General features: G+C 46.3%; 22 protein-coding genes. 11 read left to right on the top strand and 11 right to left on the bottom strand.

Annotated elements, in window-relative coordinates; translation table 11 throughout:
• The first annotated feature begins 16 nt into the window (after window positions 1-16).
• Window positions 17-910, top strand: coding sequence for an aromatic amino acid DMT transporter YddG (gene yddG / locus EJ063_RS02300; RefSeq protein ID WP_167469855.1), 894 nt, complete (start codon window positions 17-19; stop codon window positions 908-910).
• Between the two features lie 11 nt (window positions 911-921).
• On the opposite strand, the gene EJ063_RS02295 is transcribed toward yddG, so the two are convergent.
• Window positions 922-1,365, bottom strand: coding sequence for a L,D-transpeptidase family protein (locus EJ063_RS02295; RefSeq protein ID WP_126573093.1), 444 nt, complete (start codon window positions 1,363-1,365; stop codon window positions 922-924).
• 295 nt (window positions 1,366-1,660) lie between these two features.
• Between EJ063_RS02295 and EJ063_RS02290 the strand changes: the two genes are divergently transcribed.
• Window positions 1,661-3,784 (top strand): sensor domain-containing diguanylate cyclase, encoded by a 2,124-nt coding sequence (locus tag EJ063_RS02290; RefSeq protein ID WP_126572388.1) that lies wholly within the window; start codon window positions 1,661-1,663, stop codon window positions 3,782-3,784.
• Between the two features lie 67 nt (window positions 3,785-3,851).
• On the opposite strand, the gene EJ063_RS02285 is transcribed toward EJ063_RS02290, so the two are convergent.
• Genes EJ063_RS02285 through EJ063_RS02260 form a run of 6 tightly spaced genes read right to left on the bottom strand, consistent with a single transcriptional unit; the run spans window position 3,852 to window position 10,629 of the window.
• The gene (locus tag EJ063_RS02285) at window positions 3,852-5,498 is read right to left on the bottom strand and encodes a BatD family protein (protein ID WP_126572387.1); all 1,647 of its coding nucleotides are present in this window, start codon (window positions 5,496-5,498) and stop codon (window positions 3,852-3,854) included.
• Window positions 5,498-7,318, bottom strand: a complete 1,821-nt coding sequence (locus EJ063_RS02280; protein WP_126572386.1) for a vWA domain-containing protein — start codon at window positions 7,316-7,318, stop codon at window positions 5,498-5,500. The genes EJ063_RS02285 and EJ063_RS02280 overlap by 1 nt, the downstream gene beginning before the upstream one ends.
• Window positions 7,311-8,279, bottom strand: coding sequence for a vWA domain-containing protein (locus EJ063_RS02275; protein WP_126572385.1), 969 nt, complete (start codon window positions 8,277-8,279; stop codon window positions 7,311-7,313). The genes EJ063_RS02280 and EJ063_RS02275 overlap by 8 nt, the downstream gene beginning before the upstream one ends.
• Window positions 8,272-8,745 carry a DUF4381 domain-containing protein gene (locus EJ063_RS02270; RefSeq protein ID WP_126572384.1) on the bottom strand — a complete coding sequence of 158 codons (474 nt, stop codon included), beginning with the start codon at window positions 8,743-8,745 and terminating at the stop codon, window positions 8,272-8,274. The genes EJ063_RS02275 and EJ063_RS02270 overlap by 8 nt, the downstream gene beginning before the upstream one ends.
• Before the next feature lies 1 nt (window position 8,746).
• Window positions 8,747-9,664, bottom strand: a complete 918-nt coding sequence (locus EJ063_RS02265; protein ID WP_126572383.1) for a DUF58 domain-containing protein — start codon at window positions 9,662-9,664, stop codon at window positions 8,747-8,749.
• Window positions 9,665-9,672: 8 nt separating this feature from the next.
• Window positions 9,673-10,629 (bottom strand): AAA family ATPase, encoded by a 957-nt coding sequence (locus tag EJ063_RS02260; protein ID WP_126572382.1) that lies wholly within the window; start codon window positions 10,627-10,629, stop codon window positions 9,673-9,675.
• Between the two features lie 343 nt (window positions 10,630-10,972).
• Here EJ063_RS02260 and EJ063_RS02255 point away from each other — a divergent pair, with 343 nt between their 5' ends.
• The 3 genes from EJ063_RS02255 to EJ063_RS02245 all read left to right on the top strand — a co-directional run bounded on the left by EJ063_RS02255 (window position 10,973) and on the right by EJ063_RS02245 (window position 14,673).
• On the top strand, window positions 10,973-12,886 hold the full coding sequence (locus EJ063_RS02255) for a methyl-accepting chemotaxis protein (RefSeq protein WP_126572381.1): 1,914 nt from the start codon (window positions 10,973-10,975) through the stop codon (window positions 12,884-12,886).
• 72 nt (window positions 12,887-12,958) lie between these two features.
• Window positions 12,959-13,159, top strand: coding sequence for a restriction endonuclease subunit S (locus tag EJ063_RS02250; RefSeq protein WP_126572380.1), 201 nt, complete (start codon window positions 12,959-12,961; stop codon window positions 13,157-13,159).
• 299 nt (window positions 13,160-13,458) lie between these two features.
• Window positions 13,459-14,673, top strand: a complete 1,215-nt coding sequence (locus EJ063_RS02245; RefSeq protein WP_126573092.1) for an iron-containing alcohol dehydrogenase — start codon at window positions 13,459-13,461, stop codon at window positions 14,671-14,673.
• Window positions 14,674-14,746: 73 nt separating this feature from the next.
• Here EJ063_RS02245 and pyrC read toward each other — a convergent pair whose 3' ends face one another.
• Window positions 14,747-15,775, bottom strand: coding sequence for a dihydroorotase (gene pyrC, locus EJ063_RS02240; RefSeq protein WP_126572379.1), 1,029 nt, complete (start codon window positions 15,773-15,775; stop codon window positions 14,747-14,749).
• Window positions 15,776-15,946: 171 nt separating this feature from the next.
• Window positions 15,947-16,105 carry a YqaE/Pmp3 family membrane protein gene (locus EJ063_RS02235; protein WP_004411392.1) on the bottom strand — a complete coding sequence of 53 codons (159 nt, stop codon included), beginning with the start codon at window positions 16,103-16,105 and terminating at the stop codon, window positions 15,947-15,949.
• 245 nt (window positions 16,106-16,350) lie between these two features.
• On the opposite strand from EJ063_RS02235, the gene EJ063_RS02230 reads away from it, so the two are divergent.
• The gene (locus EJ063_RS02230) at window positions 16,351-18,168 is read left to right on the top strand and encodes a hybrid-cluster NAD(P)-dependent oxidoreductase (RefSeq protein WP_126572378.1); all 1,818 of its coding nucleotides are present in this window, start codon (window positions 16,351-16,353) and stop codon (window positions 18,166-18,168) included.
• Between the two features lie 61 nt (window positions 18,169-18,229).
• Here EJ063_RS02230 and EJ063_RS02225 read toward each other — a convergent pair whose 3' ends face one another.
• Complete coding sequence (locus EJ063_RS02225) at window positions 18,230-19,138, bottom strand: DMT family transporter (protein WP_126572377.1); 909 nt, start codon at window positions 19,136-19,138, stop codon at window positions 18,230-18,232.
• Window positions 19,139-19,194: 56 nt separating this feature from the next.
• Between EJ063_RS02225 and EJ063_RS02220 the strand changes: the two genes are divergently transcribed.
• From EJ063_RS02220 to EJ063_RS02200, 5 genes are all read left to right on the top strand, one after another.
• Window positions 19,195-20,025 (top strand): AraC family transcriptional regulator, encoded by an 831-nt coding sequence (locus EJ063_RS02220; protein ID WP_439333251.1) that lies wholly within the window; start codon window positions 19,195-19,197, stop codon window positions 20,023-20,025.
• 67 nt (window positions 20,026-20,092) lie between these two features.
• A complete protein-coding gene (locus EJ063_RS02215) occupies window positions 20,093-20,575 on the top strand; it encodes an HAD family hydrolase (RefSeq protein WP_126572375.1) in 483 nt (160 codons plus the stop codon).
• Window positions 20,576-20,657: 82 nt separating this feature from the next.
• A complete protein-coding gene (locus EJ063_RS02210) occupies window positions 20,658-21,251 on the top strand; it encodes a LysE family translocator (RefSeq protein ID WP_126572374.1) in 594 nt (197 codons plus the stop codon).
• 14 nt (window positions 21,252-21,265) lie between these two features.
• Window positions 21,266-22,102 carry an AraC family transcriptional regulator gene (locus EJ063_RS02205; protein WP_126572373.1) on the top strand — a complete coding sequence of 279 codons (837 nt, stop codon included), beginning with the start codon at window positions 21,266-21,268 and terminating at the stop codon, window positions 22,100-22,102.
• A 122-nt stretch (window positions 22,103-22,224) separates the two neighbouring features.
• Window positions 22,225-22,731, top strand: a complete 507-nt coding sequence (locus EJ063_RS02200) for a DUF3087 domain-containing protein (RefSeq protein ID WP_126572372.1) — start codon at window positions 22,225-22,227, stop codon at window positions 22,729-22,731.
• A gap of 54 nt (window positions 22,732-22,785) precedes the next feature.
• Here the strand turns inward: EJ063_RS02200 and EJ063_RS02195 are convergent, their stop codons facing one another.
• Window positions 22,786-23,481: a VV20781 family protein gene (locus EJ063_RS02195; RefSeq protein WP_126572371.1), complete on the bottom strand. Its 696-nt coding sequence runs from the start codon at window positions 23,479-23,481 to the stop codon at window positions 22,786-22,788.
• Between the last annotated feature and the right edge of the window lie 33 nt (window positions 23,482-23,514).

Here is a 23,514-nt window from a genome sequence, read left to right as displayed (position 1 = left end):
TTTTGAGTAGAGCGTGATGAACAATAGCCACAAATTTACTTTAGCCGGCGTCGCGGCGATCTTTCTGTGGAGCAGCGTGATGGGCCTAGCCCGTGCTGTAACAGAGATGCTAGGGCCGATTGGAGGCGCAGCGTCTATCTATACCGTTGCAGCCCTATTCTTGTTTCTTGTCATGGGCAAACCTAAGTGGCGTCAATACTCGCTCCGTTACGTGCTCATTGGCGGCGGCCTGTTTGTTGCGTACGAAATCTGTTTGGCACTCGCATTGGCTATGGCAAACACTCGTCAGCAAGCGATCGAAATGCTGGTGATCAACTATTTGTGGCCCGCACTAACCGTTCTGCTTGCTGTGCTTACGAGTGGTAAGAAAACCAACTGGTTGGTCTATCCGAGTATCGGGCTTGCGTTTTTTGGTGTTGCGTGGAGCATTACCGGTGAGCAAGGTCTGTCTGTCGCACAAATTGCTGCCAATGTCGCCACTAACCCGGCCACCTATGCAATGGCGTTTACCGGCGCTTTTCTTTGGGCGATCTATTGCAACCTGACCAAGCGAATTGCTAACGGGCAGAATGCCATCACGCTATTTTTCATTATGACGGCGGTAACGCTTTGGATTAAATATGCGCTGAGCAGTGAAACCGGACTGATCTTGAATCTGAATATGGAGTCAGGCGTATTGCTGCTGATTTCTGGTGTAGCGATGGGCAGTGGGTATGCGTTGTGGAATTATGCGATCATCGGCGGAAATATGGTGCTTTTGGCGACGTTGTCTTATTTTACTCCCGTACTTTCCACCATCATTTCTTCGGTGATTCTCGGCTTAGTCTTGAGCCAAAGTTTCCTGCAAGGGGTTGTGATGGTTACCGTTGGTTCACTGATGTGCTGGTGGGTCACCAGAGAGAAAAGTTAGGCTAATACTGTCTACCAAGTGATTTCTATGGGTGTGCCCACTTTAACTAATTGAAGCAGTTCATCCATCTCTTGGTTGCTGATCGCAATGCAGCCGTCCGTCCAGTCGAAGCTCTGAATATAGCGTGCTGGGCGGTGCTCACCATTTTTGAGGCCGTGGATCTTAATATTGCCACCTGGATTGAGGTTCAGCTTGGATGCGTAGGCGAGATCTTTAGCGTTTGGGTAACTGATGTGGATAGAGCGATAGAATTCAGAGTCGTCTAAGACAAAATCGAGATAGTAACGTCCTTCTGGTGTGCGTTGGTCACCTTCTTGCACTTTATGCCCTTTAGGCTGCTTGCCAAGAGCAATGCGGAACTCTTTGATAACCTCGTTATTATCAATGAGGTACATACGACGCTTAGATTTATCCACTTTGACCAAATCTATACTCGCCCATGCAGGTAAACACATCAAGCTACTCAGTAGTAGCACCCACCTAAACACAATACCTTCTCCTTGAAACTTAGCCAGTTACGATGATGTCTGAGCCGCTGGCAATCTAGACATTTCGCATTATAAAGAATGAGCGACTCATGCAAAAGATGGAAACAACATCATACAAAATGTAGCAGATATCATAGTTGAACATATTGGCTTAAGTGATTTGCGAGTCACTTAACAACCAAATTTTAATACGTTTGATTGCATAGCCCCAACTGGTACTTTTTTAATCGATTTATAATAATTATTCGATACGGGCTAGGCTATGTTTCCAAGGATGTTGCTTAAAGATATTCTCTCGGCTAGAAATCAACGTTTTCTGGCGAACGCGCTTTTTAAATATTTAGATGAAATCCTAGCGCCGGAACATATCGGCATTTTACTTGAGCCAAAACCTGGCACTCAGCCAGAATTTCGTTTTTGTCATGGTGAGCCTACCTCGTTACTCAAGTATCCCAAAACGTTTTGGACTTGGGTTTCTCAATTTGATACCTCTGACGGTTTAATTCCGATTGCCCTCAATACCTGCCACTGGGATTACACCAACTCGATGGCTGCCCACAGCTATATCTTCATGATCGACAACCACCCAGAGCAGCGAGCTTATGTTGTGATTGAAAACCTTCATGCCGGAACACTCAATAAGCTTAACCTGAAAAACCAATTAGACGCACTGCAGATTGTGGCTTCTCGTTGGCAATGTGTTCGCGCCGAAACCGAAGCAGCGAAGGAGTTCAAGCAACGTGACATGAAAGAAGCGAAGTACTTGGATGTCATCAAACAGCGCGAACTGTTTATCGAAAACATGAAGCTAGTACAAGAAGTGTCGGTAGAGATCTCAAACCCGCAGAACTTAGATGAGCTGTATCGCATGGCGATTGAAGTGATTAAGTACAAGCTGGGCTTTGATCGCGCGGTGTTTATGTTGCTCGACATTAAAAAACGCTGTTTTAGCGGAACATATGGGACGGATGAACAAGGCAAAACGGTCAGTGAACATCATACCCAGTATGATTTGCACCAGCTCGAAGAGACGTATATTGATGCGCTATTTGATGGCAAAGAGAACTTGATCGTGGTTGATGAGGCTCCGCTCTATACTGCGGGCAGTGTGGTCGGGCAAGGCTGGAATGGGATGCTAATCTTGCGTGATGGTGAAGAAATCATCGGTTGGATTGCCATGGACAACTACATCAATCGAACCCCAATGACCACTTACCAACGCCAAATGCTTGAGTCGTTTGGTTCGCTCTTATCTCAAATCTACATTCGTAAGCGTCAGGAACAAAATGTTCGTATGTTGCATACCAGCATGGTCGAATTATCACGTTGCATGACGGTCAGTGAAGTGTGTAAATCCGCCGTGACGTTTGCGATCAACCGTCTTGGTATCGATCGCTTTGCGGTTTTTCTTACTGATAAAGATTGTACTTATATGCAAGGTACTTGGGGCACGGACATTCAGGGTAACGTGGTGGATGAATCTTACTATCGCTCTGAAACGGTCGATCGCTCTATTGTTAATGCGGCTCGAATCAACCCTAATGAAGTGGTGTTTGAAGAGTCTGTGCCTATCTATCATGACTTTCATATCGTAGGTTTTGGTTGGACAGCCATGACCATGCTTGTCAGTAACAGTGGCGAGCCTATCGCTTTCATCGCCGCGGATAACTTAATCAAACGTTCCCCATTAACCCACCAACTGCGCGAAGTGATCAGAATGTTCGCGTCTAACTTAACAGAAGTTCTCCTGAGGACTCGCGCTCAAGAGGCGATTCATCAACTCAATGACAATCTAGAGAAAGAGGTCAAAGCGAGAACGCGTGAACTGCAAAATGCCAATGAGAAACTGGATACGCTATCAAAGCTTGATCCCCTCACTCAACTAGGCAATCGCAGAATGCTTGAAGCCTTGCTCGAAGATATTTGTGTTGAAGGCAGCAGCGACTCTGAGTGTTATGGGTTAGTTATTGTCGATATTGATCATTTTGGGTTCTATAACAATGAATATGGCCACCGCCAAGGGGATATTGCCTTGATGCGCATTGGCGATATTTTGCAAAAGCACACTCGCAAAGATAAAGGCGAGGTTTTTTGTCGCATCGGTGGTGAAGAGTTTGCACTCTTAGTGACAAACCAAAATGAACAGCAAGTCGCTAAATTGGCAGAGAGCATTCGAACCAGTATTGAACAAGAGCGGATTTCTCATGCGCAGAACTCAGCGGGTGAGGTGCTGACTGTCTCGGTCGGCTACTCGGTTATGGAGCTACGACAGAATGAGTTTAGTTTCGACAAATTGTACGGGGCCGCTGACTCATCGCTGTATCAAGCGAAAGACAACGGACGAAACCAAGTGATCGGTTCTGCGTTGATGTTAGTGAACGCGTAAGAACACCTGAAAAGACAAAAGCCTTACGATTGAATGCGTAAGGCTTTTTGGTTTCTGAGGCTATTGCCTAGAGTGGTGCGAGTGGCGAGTCGCCTTTTTTGGTGTGGCGATGCTTATTAGCTTTTTTGATCAGATTAAGCAATTTGGTCGATTGCCACTTTTTACTCTCACTACTGTATTGGCTTTCATTCATTGCCGCTAACTCGCTGTGAATGTCTAGACAAAGCTGGGTATCTAACCCCTCTGTTTCCGACAACCAACGCTTAACTAAGAAGCTCACTTTGACCTTATCATCCACTTTTAGAGCGTGTTTGATTTGCTCAAGCTCCGAGCTGTCTGTGACCACTGTCGGAGTGCTTATTGTTGATTGCCCACGGCGTGATTTAACCAATAAACCTGCAGTGATTATCCATAGCAGTGCAAAAAGGGCAGTCAGATATGGCCAGTAACCTGCGTTAGACACAGTCACTGTTTGCGCAGGCTCTGTGAGAGTAGTGACTGGTGCTAGCGGTTCACTATTGACGATATTGGCTGGGGCAACGTCTAAGGTGAGTGGCGCGAGTTTCGCAGCTTGTGCTTGGCTGTTTGTGCTGTCCCACCAATTAAGACTCACGCCAGCAAGCGTTATTTCACCTTGCTGCTGGGGGATCAAAACCTGTTTCAGCGTCATACGAGTGACGCCATTGCCTAGGTCACTAAACTGAGGCTTTTCTTGATACAGGCGAACCCCTTCTGGATATTCAATGTTGATATCAGGAATGTGCTCACTCGTCAGCCCCTCTACATCCAATGTAATGATTCGGGTCAGAGAGTCACCGATTTGAGTGGCATAGCGAGCCGATGAAATCGCTTGTCCTGAGGCATCACTCCATTGTTGGCTTAAAATGAGGCTAGCTGCAGGAAGCCACTGGCCCTGATAGTTGCTTGGAATAGGATGTACTTCGAGTGGAAAGGTCTTAGCGTCGGTATTGGCTGAAATTAACTTTGTTGTTCCGTTACGGCCGTTGTAAACCACACTGCCTTGAAAGCCGACACCACTCAGAGTGTAGCTACCCGCGTGATTGGCGATCACTCGGTAGTTTTGATCAACCACAGTGACTTCGACGCCACCCAAAATACTTTGATACTGATTAGGCTCTCCGATAGGTTCAAGTGAAACCCCATTTTGGTCATTTTCGAGCACATTTGGTGGAATGATCGTCGGGTTTTGCAGTCTTCGTGGGTCCGCTTTAACAATCAGACGAGTGGTTAACGTTGCACTTTCTTTTGGATACAGGGTTGATTTGCTTAGGTTGCTGGTGAGTTCAACTAAGTCGGTAACATTGGGTTGTTCGGTGTCAGCAGAGACTTCAATTGAAATGGCATTAGAGCTTGCGCCATCAATAGTAAAAGCGGGAATGGATGTAATGCCAATTCGTTGAGCGGCGAGAGAAATATTCCATTCGCTGCGTGTACTTCTGTCACCATTCATAATATTGATTGAAGTGCCAAAGCTTGGTCGCCCGACATAGAAACCTTGATCTAGTGTCGAGAAATCAATCGCGTCAGAGGACACTTTTTTATCGACCACAACGCGCAGTTGGAACACTTCGTTTTTGACGACTTTGTTCTTACTCACCGTCACTTGAATATTGGTTGCAGAAGCGAACGGGCTGACGAGTGCCAGCAGGAGTGCGCAAAGGCTAACGAAAAAGAGTGATGTAGGTTTCTTCATTACCATTTCTTACCCGTATCTTGTGGTGGTTGTTTTTGCTGAGCTTGCAGAATCATTTGTGCTTGGAGCAGGCGACTCGGATCGCGTGCATTTTCTACTTGCTGGAGCTTTCTTAGTTCTGGGTCGACCGCTTGTTGATTGGAGAGTGGATTTGCTTGTGCTTCAGCACTCTCGTCACTGTTTGGCTCAGAATTTTGTTCATCATTTTGTTGATTGGCTGCTTGTTTCGTTTGGTCTTGCTGCTGTTCTTGATCTGAAGGTTTAGACGCGTTTTCAGATTGTTCGGAATCTTCACCATTCGATTGATCATTTTGGCGGTCTTGGGGCTGTTCTTGCTCACCGCTTTTTTCGTCTTGAGCTTCCCCTTGCTCAGGGTTCTGTTCTGATTGCTGACTTTGCTGGGCATCCTGTGAAGCGTTGTTGCCTTGGCTTTTATCCTGACTAGGCTCTCCTTGCTGTTGCTGTTGCTGTTGCTGTTGCTGTTGCTCTAGCGCTTTCTTGACTACATCAAGGTTATGCTGTGCATCTTGATGGTTCGGGTTTGTGTCCAACAGTGATTGATACAGTTCTGCGGCTTGTTCTAGCTGACCACTTTGCGCATAAGCGTTGGCGAGATTGTATTGAGCATCTGCGTTATCGAGGCCTTTGAATGTATCTATCGCTGCTTCAAAATTATTGGCGTTGTATTGTGCCGCCCCTTTCCAACTTGGATCTTCAAACAGCTCTGCGGCCTGGTCATATTGCCCCTGTTCATACAGTGCCATTGCTTGCTGATCGTTGTTGATCCAAGGGTTGGCGTAAGCAGATTCTGTGGGCATCAATGGCAGTGTGATTGCCAAAAGAGCACTAAGCAGTATACCGCGGCGAAAGAGTAATAAAGCGGGTAATAACAGCAGCGGAATCAACCAGTATCCTTGGTTGTTTCTCTCCATCAGGGTTTGGCCGTGATTGGTGGCATTTGCACTGTCGACCTGACTGGTGATTTGACTGATGCGTTCCACATCACTATTGGTGGGTTGCACAGGAACAAAATCACCGTTAACTGATGAGGCTAGTTGGCGCATGTTGTCAAAGTTGGATTTCGCGATGACCGGTTGGCCGCTGTCATGAGTCATCAAGCTTCCGTCATTCAGCTGTATTGGCGCACCAGCACGAGAGCCCATACCAAGAATGGTCAATCGCCACTTTGAACTTGGCAGCAAAGATTCGATGGCCGACTTCTCTGCGTCATCAATATCATCGGTGATTAAAACAATGTCACCAGCATCCAGCCCAGCATTACTCATCATCTCAATTGCAAGCTCTACTCCTTTACTCGCGTCAGCGCCAGGGTAAGGCATTAGCTCAGGTGAGAGATTCGGCAGTTGATTGGCGATGGTTTGGCTGTCACTTGTCATTGGGCTGATTTGATACGCATCACCGGCGTAGGCGACCAAGCCCGTGCTGCCTTCCTTCCATGTTTTCAGAAGGTCTAACGCTTTGTAACGGGCTAGAGTAAGACGATTCGGCTTGATGTCGTTAGCGTACATCGACATCGACATATCCATCACCAAGACCCTTGCACTGCTATTGGTGTAGCTAGGGCGCTCTTGCGAAGAGAAGCTTGGTCCTGCCAGCGCAACAATGGTGATTAGCCCCATGATGGTGATAAGACCGAGTCCTTTCTTCCGAGGTTGTTTAGATTGCATACCCATGGCTTTGGCCAGGTGTGGCGCAATCAGAGTGCGTTGTTTATCTCGCTTAGTTAACCAAAGCATCAAACCAGCCCAAGGCACGCTAGCGAGTAACCAAAGTGTGGAGAGGAGAGTAAAATCAGACATAATCCCTCCGAATAATCAGTAAAAGCGTGAAACTTAGAAACGCGATGCCAAGCGGTAGATCGAACCATTCGTCTTGTGGGCGCCAGGTTTGTGTGGCTTGGCTAATGGGTTCTAGAGCATTAATGGTGTCGTAGATAGTGGCGAGCTCTTTAGCATTGCGCGCTCGGAAATATTGTCCACCGGTAAGATCGGCGATTTCTTGCAATGTTTTCTCATCAAGATCTCGCGCGGTATTGACCTGACGGGACATGAAAAACTCTTTAACCACCATTTCACCGGCACCCACACCAATGGTGTAGATAGTTGCGTCATATTTTTTGGCTATTTTGGCCGCTTCTAATGGGTCTAAAACGCCGGAGGTATTGCTACCGTCACTGAGTAAAATCATTACTCGTTGAGGCGCATCACTATCAATAAATGTTTTCGTCGCTAGGCCAATGCCTTCACCAATCGCTGTCTTATCACCGATCAGTCGAAGTACTAGTGAGTTGACTTGGCTTGAGATGGTTTCGCGGTCGAGGGTAAGCGGAGTTTGCAGGTAAGCATGATCGGCAAATAACACTAGGCCAAGTCTATCGCCCTCACGTTTTTGAGCGAAGTCACTTACAACGTTTTTTACTGCTGAAAGTCGGTCTATGTATTCTTGACCGGATTGCATATCTTCTTGGCTCATGGAGTAAGACAAGTCGAGAACCAGCATTAAGTCACGATGTTTGGGTTGGGTTGTGACTGGGTCACCATACCAAACAGGGCGAGCGGCAGCGGTAATTAGCGCGCACCAAAAGATCAGCGCGAGCACCTTAGCTAACAGGTTTTTGGGCGCTGACCCCATGGACGATTCTGGCAAGTAAGGCAGAGTAATTGGCGCACTTTGCTTAATACTTGGGACAAAGAAATAGATCAGCAGTGGCAGTGGTAACAGGATGAACATCCACCACCACACAAAGCTAAAACTAGCCACGGCTCAGGTTCCTCTTCTTCGGCGGTAAGGCTTGTTCTACCCAATCTAAACAGTGCTGAGTTAATTGTTCAGAGCCTTCTACGGCCTGTTTGCTGTAGAGCACTTGCTGCCAGCTATCATAGTTGGTTGAAAAGTGTGGTGTTGCGATATGGCTATCCAAAAACGCATACCACTCCTTTCCGGTGAGTTGTGCGATCTCTTCGCGTGGGAAATAGCAAAGGGCCGCTTGTCTGACGAGTTCGATGGCTTCTGCAGGTTTTTGTTCAATGGAGAGCAGTCGCAATGCGGTTTTCTTAGGGGCTAAGCGCTTTTTACGCCAACGCAAAAAAAGCAGGGTCGCAATCACAAAGAATACAATAGCAGCGAACGTTGCCCACCAACCCCAAGAAAGAGGTAACCAAGAAGGGGCATCAGGCAGATGAATTGGGTTAAGGGGTAGCGTTGATGTTTGAGTTTCATTACTCATTTTATTGTCCATATAGCTGAGATGAAAGGGCGCTTTCACTAGAGAGTGATGAGAAGCTGATGCCCATTGTCATAGCAAGTTGTCGTAATTGTTGTTCTTTATCGAGAAATGCCGACTCAATTCCTTGCCTTGTTTGACGGGAAGAAAAGTCGAGCCAACGCGTTTCTTGTTGGTTTGATACTTGCTCTGTGCCGCGAAACTGGGTTTGTCCACGTTCGAGGGGATCACTGATTTGTACCATACGCACGCGGTTGTGTTGGCATAGGCGACGGAGTTTAGGCTCATGTTCAGTCACAAAGCGAGAGAAATCACTCAATAAGATGATCTCACTTCCTTTTGGGCACAGACGGGTAAGAGCTTGCAGAGCATGATCAAAGGATTGATGTTGCGATGCCGGTGCCGTGAGTTGTTGGTTATGCACCTCAACGATGGTTTGCATCAACGCCAACGCGCCTTTATTACGAGCCGTGGGTTTGAGCTCGATAAGTTGCTCCCCAGTGTCGATAACTGCACCAATGCGGTCTTGCTGTGAAACACTGAGCCAAGCAATAAGACTGGCAATATGCGCAGCTTGGACGGACTTCAGCAGTAAGGCCGACCCAAACACCATGCTTTGTGACAAGTCGATATAAAGAATGACAGGCTTTTCACGTTCTTCAGAAAACAGCTTGGTATGAGGCTTTCCCGTTCGCGCGGTCACTCGCCAATCAATCGCGCGGACATCATCCCCAGCTTGATATTGGCGAACTTCACTAAAGTCCATACCTCTGCCAAGTTGACGGCTTTGGTGCTGACCAAGCATTTGTGACCACAGACTTTTTGCTGGTGGTAGCCATTTGATGCATTGCTGTTTGTAATAAAGCAATTCATCTAAACAGACATTAACCCCATCACTGTAAGGAGGAAGTTGGTGTTCCATACCCGACCTTAGGCACTGCCAACCAGTGACAAGAGTTTATTGATGACTTGATTTGGTTTAATGCCTTCCGCTTGCGCTTGGTAACTCAGCAGCAGTCGGTGTCGCAAGACTGGGTAAGCCATTGCTTGTACATCTTCAGGTGAAACAAAATCACGACCGTTCAACCAAGCATGCACACGCGCGCAGCGATCGAGCGCAATGGTTGCACGTGGGCTCACCCCCATCTCTAGCCATTGGGCGAGGGTATCGTCATATTTGGCTGGGTCACGAGTTGCCATGACTAAGCGGATAATGTATTGCTCTATCGATTCCGCCATATGAACATTAAGTGCCGATTGACGAGCAGAAAAAATGTCAGCTTGCTTAAGAGTAGGAGGCGTTACCTTGGCTTTACCTTGGGCTTCACCACGATTTAAACGCAAGATCTCTAACTCACTTTCCGCATTCGGGTAGTCCACTTCTAGGTGAATGAGGAATCGGTCCAATTGAGCCTCTGGAAGTGGGTAAGTTCCTTCTTGTTCAATTGGGTTTTGGGTTGCCATCACAAGAAATAGCTCTGGCAAAGCATAGGTATTGCGACCGGCTGTGATTTGCTTTTCTGCCATCGCTTCGAGCATCGCGGCCTGAACTTTCGCCGGAGCGCGGTTGATCTCATCGGCTAATACCAATGAGTTGAAAATTGGACCAGCCTGAAAGGTGAACTCACCAGTTTCTGGGCGGAAAATATCGGTACCCGTTAAATCAGCTGGCAGAAGATCTGGGGTAAATTGAATACGGTGAAAATCGCCTTCGATACAGTCAGCCAGTGACTTTACCGCGCGAGTTTTTGCAAGCCCAGGGGGGCCTTCTACCAAAATATGGCCATCAGCCAGTAAAGCGATAAGCAGTTGGTTCACTAACTCATGTTGACCAATCACTTGGCTGTTTAGGTAGTCTCGTAGTTGCTGTAGAGCCTCAGAATTCATGATCGCGTTTCTCCCTATTTGTCACTTAGTCGTTGGTGAACGATAAAAGTTCCACGTATGTGTTTGATGCATGCTTGATTGCTGAAAAATTGCCCATTACCTAATGCAATAAAATTCAGCCAGTTAGAACATTGGGGCAAAAGCATAAACTACAAGGCTCATAGTTAATTGAGCTTAGGGCTAATTGTGTCAATTTTTCGGAAATATTTAGTAAAGATTTTCACCTTGCTTCCGATATAATAAAACGGCTGGAAGGTCTATAAAAACAAGGACGGCACATCCCTCTATTGTGTCTTTGACCATGACTCCTTAAATAAACCTATTGCTTTAAAAGGCAGCAAACATGAAATTAAACTCAATCAGCATTAAGCAAAAAGTCGTTGCTGGTATTACATTTGCCGTATTGGCTTCGACGATTATCGTTGGTGTGATGGCACAAAGACAAGCTCGAAGCGTATTGGAACATCGTCTGATCGACATCGAGCTCCCACTGATGCTTGAGCAAATCAACAGTCAAATTGATCGTGATGTTAGCCAACTGCTCTCAGCGGCCCATCAACTTGCGAACAACGAATTTATTAAACAAGCGGTTGATACGACCAATATCGATTCTGACACTGAGCGTCGATTGATCCGAGAACTTAATAATGTCCGTAGCCAATATCAGCTGAATGATGCCTCGGTAGCGAACCGAAATACGGCGTATTACTGGAACCAAAATGGCTTCCTGCGCCAGCTTAATCAGCAACAAGATGGCTGGTTCTTTGGTTTTACTCAATCTGGTCAACCAACTTCGGTGAGTATTTTCCAAGAAGCGAATGGCGACGTGAAAATGTTTGCCAACTACCAATTGACTAACGGTCTCACAATGGCTGGTTTGTCTAAGTCAATGGACGACATGGTTTCGCTACTCAACAGTTTCCAAATCCAAGAAACGGGCTTTGTCTTCCTTGCTGACGCGCAGGGGGATATTCAGATCCATCGTGACAGCAGTAAAGCACAATCATCACTGTCTAGGTTGTATGGTCAAGTGTCGTCTGAATTATTGAATAAGTCGGGCTTCAATATGATTGAGACCGATTACGAAGGCCAACGCGTGTTTGTGGCGAGCACTTATATTCCAACAATGAACTGGTTTGTTGTTGGTGTTGTGCCTGTTAATGAGGTGTTCGCTGACCTCAATGCGGTCGCGAAGCAGATGCTTATTACAACCATTGTGGTTGCGGGCTTATTCATCTTTATGGGTATTTTCCTAGCGAACAGCATTGCGAGCCCAATTCGCGCAATTGCAGAACGCTTTAGCTTGCTTGGCAAAGGTGATGGCGACCTATCACAGCGTATTGAGATCAAAAACAGAGATGAAATTGGTCAACTTTCAGAAGGCTTCAATGGATTTATTGAGAAGATCCACCAGTCAATGAAAGAAGTGGCCGAGACCAGTAGCGCACTTCAGTCTGCGGCAGATGGCGTGTCGAACAAAGCACACACCACTCACGATAACAGCCAAATCCAACGTGATCAGACAATCCAAGTGGTGACGGCAATTAACCAAATGGGCGCAACGATCAGCGAAATCGCGAGCAATGCGGCAACGGCAGCGGAAACGGCAGCAGAGGCTTCTGGTAATACGCAAGTAGGCCAAGATGTTGTCAATAAAGCGAAAGATGCGATCAGCCGTCTCGCTTCAGACATTGAAAATACGGGGCAAGTGGTTGAACAGTTAGCATCAACAACACAAGACATCGGCTCAATTCTAAGTGTGATTCGAGACATCTCAGAGCAAACGAACCTATTGGCATTGAACGCTGCGATTGAAGCGGCTCGCGCTGGGGATCAAGGTCGAGGCTTTGCGGTGGTTGCGGATGAAGTTCGTAACCTAGCGAGTCGTACGGCTTCCTCTACGGAAGAGATCCAGAAGATGATCAACCAACTGCAAAGCGATGCCAAAGATGCCGTAACGGCGATGGAAGCGGGTAAAGCGGTGACTAGCGAAGGCGTGTCGGCTTCGGATGAAGCGGTACAAGTGTTGATCACTATTTCTGAACGCATTCACGATATCTCTGATCGAAATACGCAAGTCGCGACAGCAACAGAAGAGCAATCTACGGTTGTACATACCATCAATAACAACATTGAAGAGATCAATGCGGTTAATGAAGAAACAACGGGAACGGCAGAAGAGCTTGCAGCGGCAAGTGCTGAACTGAAAGAGCTGTCTGTTCGCCTAGACCGTATGGTAGGTAGCTTTAAGCTTTAGTCTGTGACTGGAATAACTGAGGCTAAGTCGGTAAACTTAGCCTCAGTTATTATTTAAAAGGTAAGTGAGATCATGAGTGATTTCGAAAAAGAACTAGAGCAAATGTCACAAGAAATGGGCGATGAGCCTGAAGTGGCACTTCCATCTCTAGAAGAGCAGCAAGCCATTGCTGCAGAGCTTAAAAAGCTAGAAGCGGAAGGTAAGCTAACACCAGAAGTGCTAGAGCAGTATTTCGGCCAGTTCTACGCAAAGAATGACAAGCCAGTTCACTAACTTGAACGATATTGAATTTTAAAAGCCGCTTTTTGCGGCTTTTTGTTTTTGTGATTTTTATTGTAGGGAATGAGTGATGTTTATTATTTATCGACTTTTGAAACTAGCAGTTATCTGCGTAATCTTTTTTACGGTCTATGATCTCATTGCTTTTGGTGAGATTACGTGGTTAACGCGCCTACTTGGTCAGTTTTAGTTAAATCATGAAAATTTATGGAAAAGTTTGAGCTCTAAACTAGAGATAACTCGTTGTTATAGCTAGGCTAACAGTATCCCTCTCAATCAAACAGAGACTTATGATGGAACAAAGGCTCTATTACTGGCTTCATCGGCTTTATATGGTGGTGCTAAAGATTGCAGCAAAAGTGCTACCGATTTCTAAACCAACTCTTTTTATTGGTAAAGATTCATTAAAGCAGCTTTGTCATAGTGTCTCTATTATGGGGATCAGCAAAGTGCTGGTGGTCACCGACGAAGGTATTGTTAAGCTAGGTTTTGTAAAGCGCTTGGTGTTTGAATTTGAGCGAGCCGGGGTTCACTGCGAAGTCTACAGTGGTGTGCTTCCAGACCCGACTTATGACCAAGTAGATTCAGGCCTGTCTCTCTATCATAAACATCAATGTAAAGGTGTAGTCGCTATTGGTGGCGGCTCACCTATTGATTGTGCCAAATTAATAGCCGCATGCGCGACGAACAAAAAACCAGTCAGGAAATTGGTCGGTTTACTCAGAGTCTGGAAAGCGCCAGCGCCCACCTTTGTTCTGCCTACCACATCTGGTACTGGTTCGGAAGTGACGGTTGCCGCCGTGGTCTCGGATCCAAAAACTCATAAAAAAACGCCAGTAATGGATCCTAAACTCGTGCCGATTGCGGCTGCACTGGATCCTAGCTTGATGTTAGCGCTGCCTGCACACATTACCGCTCAGACCGGGATGGATGCCCTTACACACGCAGTTGAAGCTTATATATCCGGCAATGCATGTGCTGAAACGGATCGTTATGCTTTGGCGGCGATTACTCTGATCGATGAGAATCTAGAAAAAGCGGTGAACTTTGGTCAAAACGCGACAGCAAGACAAAATATGGCACTTGCCTCTTATTATGCTGGGCTTGCTTTTACCAAGGCGAGCTTAGGGTATGTTCACGCCATTGCTCATACCCTGGGGGCGAAATACGGTACGCCTCATGGTCTTGCTAATGCCGTGGTACTGCCCCATGTTTTAGAGTTTTCTAAAGTCGAGGCAAAAGAGAGGTTGGCTGAGCTAGCGACATCGTTAGAGTTAACCAACCCTCTTGTTTCAGATTCAATTAAAGCGCAAGCTTTTATCGACTATGTGAGAGGGCTACAACAAAAGCTCGGGCTACCTGATTCGTTCGACAATATTATTCATGAGCACATTAGCGAACTTGCGAAACAATCTCTGTACGAAGCAAGATGGAATTATCCTGTGCCGCGTTATATGCAGCAACAAGAGTGTGAAGCGTTACTGTTGGCACTCTCGACAAGCAAATAACAAAGAGCCCTCAATTATGAGGGCTCTTTCATTCATCTGTTAACGCGACGATTTATTCGGTTGATAGGTGACGTTATTTTACTGTCCAACCAATGTTTTCACCTGCACGAATTGGCACAACGATGTCATTACCAAACGGCATTGAGTCAGCCACTGGCCACTCTTCTTTCGTTAGCGTAACAGTGTCAGTGTTACGTGGAACACCGTAGAAGTCAGGGCCGTTGTGGCTTGCGAAAGCTTCTAGGTTTTCAAGCTTATCTTCTTGCTCAAACACTTCTGTGTACAGTTCTAGTGCAGCGTGCGCAGTGTAAGAACCTGCACAGCCACAAGCCGCTTCTTTCATGCCTTTCGCGTGCGGCGCTGAGTCAGTACCTAAGAAGAACTTCTTGCTGCCGCTTGTAGCCGCTTCAATCAGCGCTTGTTGGTGCGTGTTTCGCTTAAGGATAGGCAGACAGTAGAAGTGAGGCTTAATACCGCCCACAAGCATGTGGTTGCGGTTGTAAAGTAGGTGGTGAGCGGTAATTGTTGCCGCTACGTTCTCGTTAGCGTTTTTCACAAAGTTCGCTGCGTCAGCCGTTGTGATGTGCTCAAGAACGATCTTCAAGTTAGGGAAGTCGTTTACGATTGGCGCTAAAACTGTTTCAAGAAACTCTTTCTCACGGTCAAAAATGTCAACGTGGTTGTGAGTCACTTCACCGTGAACCAATAGCAGCATGCCCACTTCTTCCATCGCTTCTAGAACATGGTAGATGTTTTTTGCACACGTTACGCCTGAGTCAGAGTTTGTTGTTGCGCCAGCCGGGTAAAGCTTTGCAGCAACGACAGCGCCAGATTCTTTCGCTTTACGGATCTCGTCAGGGGTTGTGTTGTCTGTTAGGTACAGTGCCATTAGAGGCTCGAATTGCTCACTTGGTTTCTCAGCCATGATGCGCTCACGGTAAGCCAGTGCCATTTCGGTGTTGGTAACAGGTGGGACAGTATTTGGCATGATTAGCGCGCGACCGTTGTAGCGGCTAATGTCTCGCACGGTATCCTTTAGCACTTCGCCATCGCGGAGGTGAACGTGCCAGTCGTCAGGACGTGTGATCGTAAGTGTTGTCATTTGTGCTCCCACCATATTTAGAGTTGTCTGATTGGAGCCTAAACCAAGCGAAATTTGCAAAAGCAAACGCTTACGTTTAGGCGACAGGATGATAGAGCAATCAGCTTACTATTTCATCCTCTTTTTTGGTGAGAGCAATCAGTTGCCTAAATCATAGGCAATCACGAACGCTTATTTTAGAGTCAACCAAAGCGCGTGAATGCTTCCTGGAAGGAAGAAGAAGAAGGTCAGGATTAGGTTGATAACGAAATCTTTGTTAAGACCTTTATCAATGAATACTGCAAGAGGTGGTAGGAAGATACATAGTAAGATCATTACCAGCTTGTTCATAAATTACTCCTTAGTGACGGAATTCAGAATACTGTCGTTTATTTGACGAATATTATGATGGTCGAATTTCCATTTTCCAACGTGGATCACTACTTAATCAGACAAATCAGGCTTTTCCGACACTTACGTTGAATAAATATCAAAAATGAGACGTGAATCTCATCATGTTGTTGGTGATGTTAGCCAAGACAGAGGAACCGAGATGAGTATAATAACCGCATAATAACTCTCGCTTAGGATTAGCAATGTCAGCGCCAACTCTCTCCCAAATCAATGTCTTTCCGGTAAAATCGGTCGGTGGTCTTTCTTTATCCACGTCTTGGGTTGAAAAGCAGGGACTTATGTTTGATCGCCGTTTCATGCTTGCTTTTGCAGACGGTTCGATGGTCACTGCGCGTAAATACCCGCAAATGGTTAAGGTGCAATCCAGTTTAACGCCTGATGGTGTGATTTTTACGGCTGAAGGCCAGTCGGCTCTGCGTATTCGTTACAACGACTTCAAAATGCAAGAAGCGCCAGCTCAGGTGTGGAAAGACAACTTCACCGCTTACACAACGACAGACGAAGCGGATGATTGGTTTAGCCAAGTGCTTGGTCAACGAGTCGAGTTACTGTTTACTGGTGAGCAATCTAATCGTGTTCGTGAAAAGCTTGGTCACAATGTCAGCTTCGCTGATGGTTACCCGATATTGGTGATCAGTGAAGCGTCTTTGGAAGAGCTCAATCGAAGCAGCCCAGAAACCCATACTATGGATCAATTCCGTACCAACTTGGTGGTTTCGGGCACTGAGCCGTTCGCAGAAGACAGCTGGAAACGCATTCGAATTGGCGAGGTTGAGTTTGAGGCGGTGAAGCCTTGTGAGCGCTGTATTCTCACTACAGTTGATGTTGATAAAGGGGCGTTTAGACCAAGCAAAGAGCCGTTAAACACCCTGTCAAAATTCAGAGCCAATGAGCGTGGCGGCGTATTCTTTGGCCAAAACTTGGTGGCGTTGAATGAAGGCGTGATCAACCAGAACTCTCCTATCGAAGTATTAGAGTACAAGGATAAAGAGGTTTATCCAGATAACCGCAAATCGCTACTCACCATGACGTGCGTAGAGCGAGAAGAGATTGCACGTGATTTTATTACTTTCTGGTTAGAGCCAGAGCATGGAGAAGTTCCGGTTTATCAACCGGGCCAACACTTGCCAATTACGATTTCCGTGAATGGTGAGTCGATTGGTCGCCGCTATACTTTATCTTCAAGCCCATCTCGTCCTGGCCGTTTAGCCATTTCTGTGAAGCGTATTGATGGTGGTCGAGTGTCGAATTGGTTAGCCGATCATCTTCATATTGGTGATGAGCTTGTTTGTGAACAACCGGATGGCAGCTTCCATCTTGGTGATAAACATGATCAACCGCTATTGTTGTTGTCAGCAGGTAGTGGTGTCACGCCAATGCTTTCTATGCTGCGATACTTGGTGGACCACAATCAAGTCAATGACGTTGTTTTCTATCATCAATGCCGCAGCAAAGAAGATATCCCATGCCAAGATGAACTTAATGAGCTTCGTCGCCAACACCCTGGCTTACAGGTATTGATTTCACTTTCGCAAGCACCAATAGATTGGTTTGGTCTAAAAGGACGTTTTTCTCTGGCCCATCTTAAGCAAATCAAAGATGTAGAGCAGCGTCAGGTCTTTGTGTGTGGCCCTGATGGCTTCATGCAGAAAGCGAAAAACTTGTTACTGAAAAAAGGTCTACCAGAAGCGCATTATCACCAAGAAGCGTTTGGCGTGAGTCAACCATCACAAGCACCTCTGAAGGAAGTCACAGTGAGTGTGAATGGCCAGGTGTTTACTGGTGACAACCAGAAGACCTTATTAGAGCAAGCGGAAGATGCGGGTGTCTCTATTGCTAACAGCTGTCGTGCTGGCCTATGTGGAGCATGTAAGGTAACGGTGGAATCAGGCAAAGTGACGCAACCGGACGTGCCTGCTTTACAAGATCACGAACGTAATATGGGCGTGGTTCTCGCCTGTTGCAGTACGCCACTTACCGACGTTGAAGTGATCAGCTAAGCTCAACGAACGCTAGAAAAACAAAAGCCCTTTTCTGGGCTTTTTGTTTTTTAGTCAATCCTTAAGGCTTTTCAGCGTTGTCTAACGGTGGAAGTGGTGTAACTTGTTTTTTTGGCTGTTTTACTTGCGACAAAATCACACCAGATATCACTAACATGCCTCCAAGAACATGATACTCGTGAACGGCTTCGCCAAGGGTCGTTGCTGCAAGCGTGATGGCAACAACAGGCATCAGGTTCATAAACATCGCACTCGAATCGGCACCAATGAGATCGATGGCCTTAACCCACATCCAAGGGGCAAGAATCGAAGCTGCCAATCCAGCGTAAGCAATCAAAGGTAAGGATTGCTGGTTAGGGATAAGGTTATCGCTGGTTAACCACAATGGCGTTAGCATGATCAGAGCAAGAGCGCCTTGCATGTAGACCATGGTCCAGTTTGATAAAGGCATCTTCCAACGTTTGAGTAACACGCAGTAAGCGGCATAACACACTGACGCAATCACCATAATGCCATCACCTGGGGTAATATCTTGATGAAGGAAAAACGCCACGTCTCCTTTTCCTAACATAAAGGCCAATCCAGATAGGGCAATGATTCCACCCACGATGCTGAGCGCAGAAATTGGTTTACCGAGCAGCGGCACGCTCATAAAAATCGCCAACAAAGGCACCAAGGAGGTAATCATCGCCATGTTAGATGCGCTGGTGGTAAGGCCCGCATAATAAGAGAGCGATTGGTTCAGAACCATGCCGAGCAGCGCAAGAAAGGTAAGCTTGGCTAGGTTAGGGCGAATGATTGGCCAACTTTTGATGACGCGAGGCAAACAAAACGGGGTAAGAATGACAATGGCCAACAGCCAACGGTAGAAACTCATTGCACTCGGTTCTATGGTCTCGGCCGCCATTTTGTTAATGATGGCGTTTCCGCCCCATATACAAACGGTAAAAAAAGGAAGTAGATAGACCATGTGAAGACCATCGCAATAATTGGGTAGAACATAGTCTGACAGGTCTATATACTTGTATGTATCTCTATAAAGACATTGCGAGTCATAGGAAGACAAGTTTGAGAAAATCGGTAAAACATCTTCACCCATCCTTATCAATTGATAAAGCACCATCAGATGTGTTTATGAATTTTGAGGCGTTTCTATCTAATACTGAAACGCGTATGCACAGCCACCCTTGGGGGCAAGTTCAGCTAATAAGTGGTGGAATTTTGGAAATGGAAGCCGAAGACACTCGCTTTCTAGCGCCGCCTCATTTAGCGATCTGGGTGCCAGCAGGGATCATGCATACCAGCTTTAACCGCAAACCGCTCTCTTACTGCTCACTGAATATTGCTCAAAACCTCACGCAGCACTTTCCTGACTGTACCAGTCTAATCAAAGTGACCCCGATTGTTTCGGCCATAGTTGATGATTTTCGTCAGCGTGATATCAATGTGGCTCAAAGTGAACAAGACAAAAGACTGGTTCAAGTGCTACTAGACCAGCTCGCGACACGAGATACACAGCATCATTTCCTACCTTCTACAGACAACAAATATCTCGCCAAGATCTTAGCTTCAGTAGAAGAGAACCCAATCGATAACACCAGCTTGTCTCAGTGGGCAGAACGAGTCCATACCACGGAGCGTACGTTAGCGAGGCATTGCCAAGCTGAACTCGGGATGAGCTTTACGGAGTGGCGCTTAAGGGTGCGTTATCTCTACTCGATGGATCTGTTAAGAAAAGGTCAGTCGGTGAAAGAAGTGGCATTAACGCTTGGCTACAATCAAGCGAGTCCATTTATTGCGATGTTTAAGCGATATTCAGGTCAAACGCCAGAGCAATATAAAGGGCGGTTGCTTTAGGTTTAGGAGAGACTCTGTATTTATTATTCAGTTGCGCTGAACAAAAAACGAACGACAAGGAAGTAATATGACAAAAATATACTTGTTTGATTGGGGAAATACGTTAATGGTCGATTTCCCAGATCAAGAAGGGAAAATGTGCGATTGGGACAAAGTTGAAGCGGTGGACGGCGCGCTAGAAACTTTGAAACTACTTTCCACTACGTCTGATATTTATGTCGCGACAAACGCGGCTGACTCTTCCGTAGACGACATTAAGTTAGCATTTGAACGTGTTGGCCTAGCGCCTTTCATAAAGGGGTATTTTTGCAGAGCGAACCTTGGAATCGGAAAAGGCACACCAGACTTTTTTCATCGAATAATCCCGCTGTTAAATGCTGACCCTCAATCGATCTATATGGTTGGGGATACCTACCTCAACGACATAGAGCCCGCGTTGGCTGCCGGTATTCAAGCTATCTGGTTTAACCCACGCGGTGAGAATGTGTCCGTTGACCAAAAGGTAAAACAGATAAAGCACCTAAAGGAACTTTTAACTCCAGAGCTCTAAATGCGCAATATCGTTCAATACTGCCTGTTCAATCCTCTTTATCTTGATTGCTAGAAACCAAAAAATAAAATAAGGAAAGGGAATGGACAGTGTATTTGTGGCAATGGTGATCTTTGCCTTCGTAGGGGCCGTTACCCCAGGTCCGGTAAACCTAATCGCGACTTCTACAGCAGCCCAATTTGGCAAGTCGACTGCAGCGCAGCACGTTCTAGGCGCATCTATCGCGTATGCGCTGGTGGTTTTCATTACTGGCAATACCCTGAATAGCTTGGTTGAGTGGCTGCCGAGAGTTGAGCTCGCTATGCAGTTCGTAGGAAGTGTCTTTTTGTGCTATCTCGCGTTTAAAATCTATTCTGCACCTTTTGGTCAACTTGAGGTCGAAAGCGATCGCCATTCTAGTTGGATGAGCGGTGCACTCGTTCAACTGTTAAATCCTAAAGCTTGGTTAGTCGCGATGTCTGGGGTGAGCCTGTATGTGATTGGGCAAAGTGAACAGCACGTCTGGTTATGGATGTACACACTTGTGTCACTTATTGCCTGCTTGCTTGGGGTCGGCTTATGGGCGTTAGTTGGCAGTTTATTTACTGAGCAACTTCGCGAACCGAGAAAACAGCGATTTTTTAACCGCACTATGGCGACTATACTGTTAGCCTCGGTTTTAATGATTTGGGTGTGACAAGGAATGTCGGTATGAAAAGGGACAACAGTGCGAGCTTCAAACAAAACCTGGTTTTACCGTGGATAGAGCTCCGTGTTGCCAATCGCAGCAGCGCCTGTTATGACGCTCACTCCCATGATGAGTTTTCTTTTGGGGTGATCCTTCAAGGTACTGCGGCATACAAAAATCGAAGTCAATCTCATCAGGTTGGAGCCGGGGATCTTGTCACCATCAATCCTGCCGATGTGCACTCCTGCAATCCAGAGAAAGGGTTGTGGTCATACAGCATGTTATTTGTCGATGCGCTAAAAATGGGCCAGCTACAACGTGACATCCTACGTGAGAGCAATCAACGCTTGCCAATGGACTATCATGCGTTCAATGCGGACTTTGAACGTAATGAGGCGCTTAAAGCTCAATACTTTACTCTGTTCAATGCGTTAGAGCATGAGGAGTCGAACTTAAATATTGAAACCTGCCTGTACAGCTTTATTGAATCTAGCTTGCAGATTACGCGCCCATCGTTCAAACACCGCCAACATGATGAACCGATCAAACGCATTCGAGAAAAGCTCCTTGATGAAGTGGCTCATCACCATGAATTGGAGAGTTTAGCGGAAGAAGCAGGCATGAGCCGTTATCAACTGCTTCGCGCTTTCAAAAATCAATACGGGTTGCCGCCGTACGCGTATCTGATGGATGAAAAGATTAAACGCTCGAAAGTGATGTTGAAAGCCGGTGATTCACTTTCTGACGTGGCACATAATTTAGGTTTCTCTGACCAAGCTCACTTTCAACGCCAGTTTAAAAAACGTTTAGCGGTCACACCTAAGTATTATCAGTCTCATTTTGTTGGTGTGTCCTCTTAACTTGAAGTCACACACGCTTTGCAACAAATTCCGCAAGATACCAACGAGCCCAGAATGTATAATCGGCGAATCACTTATGCGTCTCAAGCCGATGCTAGCAATACCAATTCAATGGACTCTTGATGAAACTACAGAAAATCGACAAAAAGTTGTATCGCTCACGCCTTAACGTGGTGATTGTTACGTGTATCGCTGTGTTAGCTGCCTCTAGCTTAGCCATTTCCCAAACGCTGATTTTCCTTTTCCCGTCAGAGACAGGTTCTCATTTCCATTGGAATTTACTGGGTGTTGTCGTGAGTGCCATTGGGTTAGCGATGACCCTAGTGAAGCTGAAAACTCACCCGAAGATGCGTGAAGTCGCCTATGTGTGGGATCTTAAGCAGGCGTTAAACCTTATCTATCGAAAGAAAAGAGCCTTGGATGCGGCGGCAGAAAAAGGCAATGTTGACGCGATGTTAGCGCTTCAATTCAGTTACGACGGTTCACGCCAACTCTGGCAATTAGACGACAACACCATCACGATGGACAGCTTAAATAAGGCGCAAGAAAAACTCGATAGCTTGACTGAGGAATATAGTGTGACGTTGGATATAACAGAGTATCGCTCTGAGATGTTAAAGGCGTTTTAGGCGACATTGAGAAAAGAAAAAAGCGCAAAGTATGCGCTTTTTTTGTGCGTGTTTTTACTCTTCTGGTCGCCAGCTTAACGCACTTGCAATTGCGCCAACGGCGAGTACGTCACGTTGTTGCGGGGTCATTTCAGGAAGCCATTGCACGGTTAGAACACCGTTGGTTTGAACGGCTGCAACTTCTTGTCCGTTTAGCGTAAAGCGGTAACCCAATGCTTTTTCCAGCGGCATCATTAACCCTGAACCTGTGTGAACGGTTTCGACATCAAAACGTTGTTCACCCATCACGATAGAGCCCATTTCTTTATCTTCTGTGCCGAAGTCGATCATCTTAGCGTCGCGTTCAAGGACGAATGTACCGGCAGATTCCCCTTCTAAAGATATCGCACAAGTGTATGGCGCATTACCACCAATCTGAAGCATGTTGAACTTGAACGATGTGCCGCCACCATTACAACTCAGTAACCAGGTTTTTCCGCTCTCTTTATTGGTCACTTCAGCGGCCATTTCCCCATCTTTGGTCGAAATGGTGTTAAACCAAGTAGAGGAAGACGCATCGCGCGAATATTTCCCTTGGTAAGTTGCGCCTAATGTAAATTGACCGTCACCGCCTAAGCCCCATAGGTCGCCATCGGTTTTTATCAGCATTTCTGGTTGTGCTTTAATGGCTTCCGATTTGTCCATAATCGCAAGGCTGCCACAGGCTGTTAAGCTCAGAAGAGAAAGTAAAAGAGTGATTTGCTTTTTCATTGTCGTTTCCAGTAAAGGTCTCCCAGCCATGTG

Origin of the sequence: Vibrio aquaticus (genome assembly GCF_003970385.1) — a bacterium.
GTDB classification, from domain to species: domain Bacteria; phylum Pseudomonadota; class Gammaproteobacteria; order Enterobacterales; family Vibrionaceae; genus Vibrio; species Vibrio aquaticus.
This window is presented reverse-complemented; position numbering and strand designations above follow the sequence as displayed.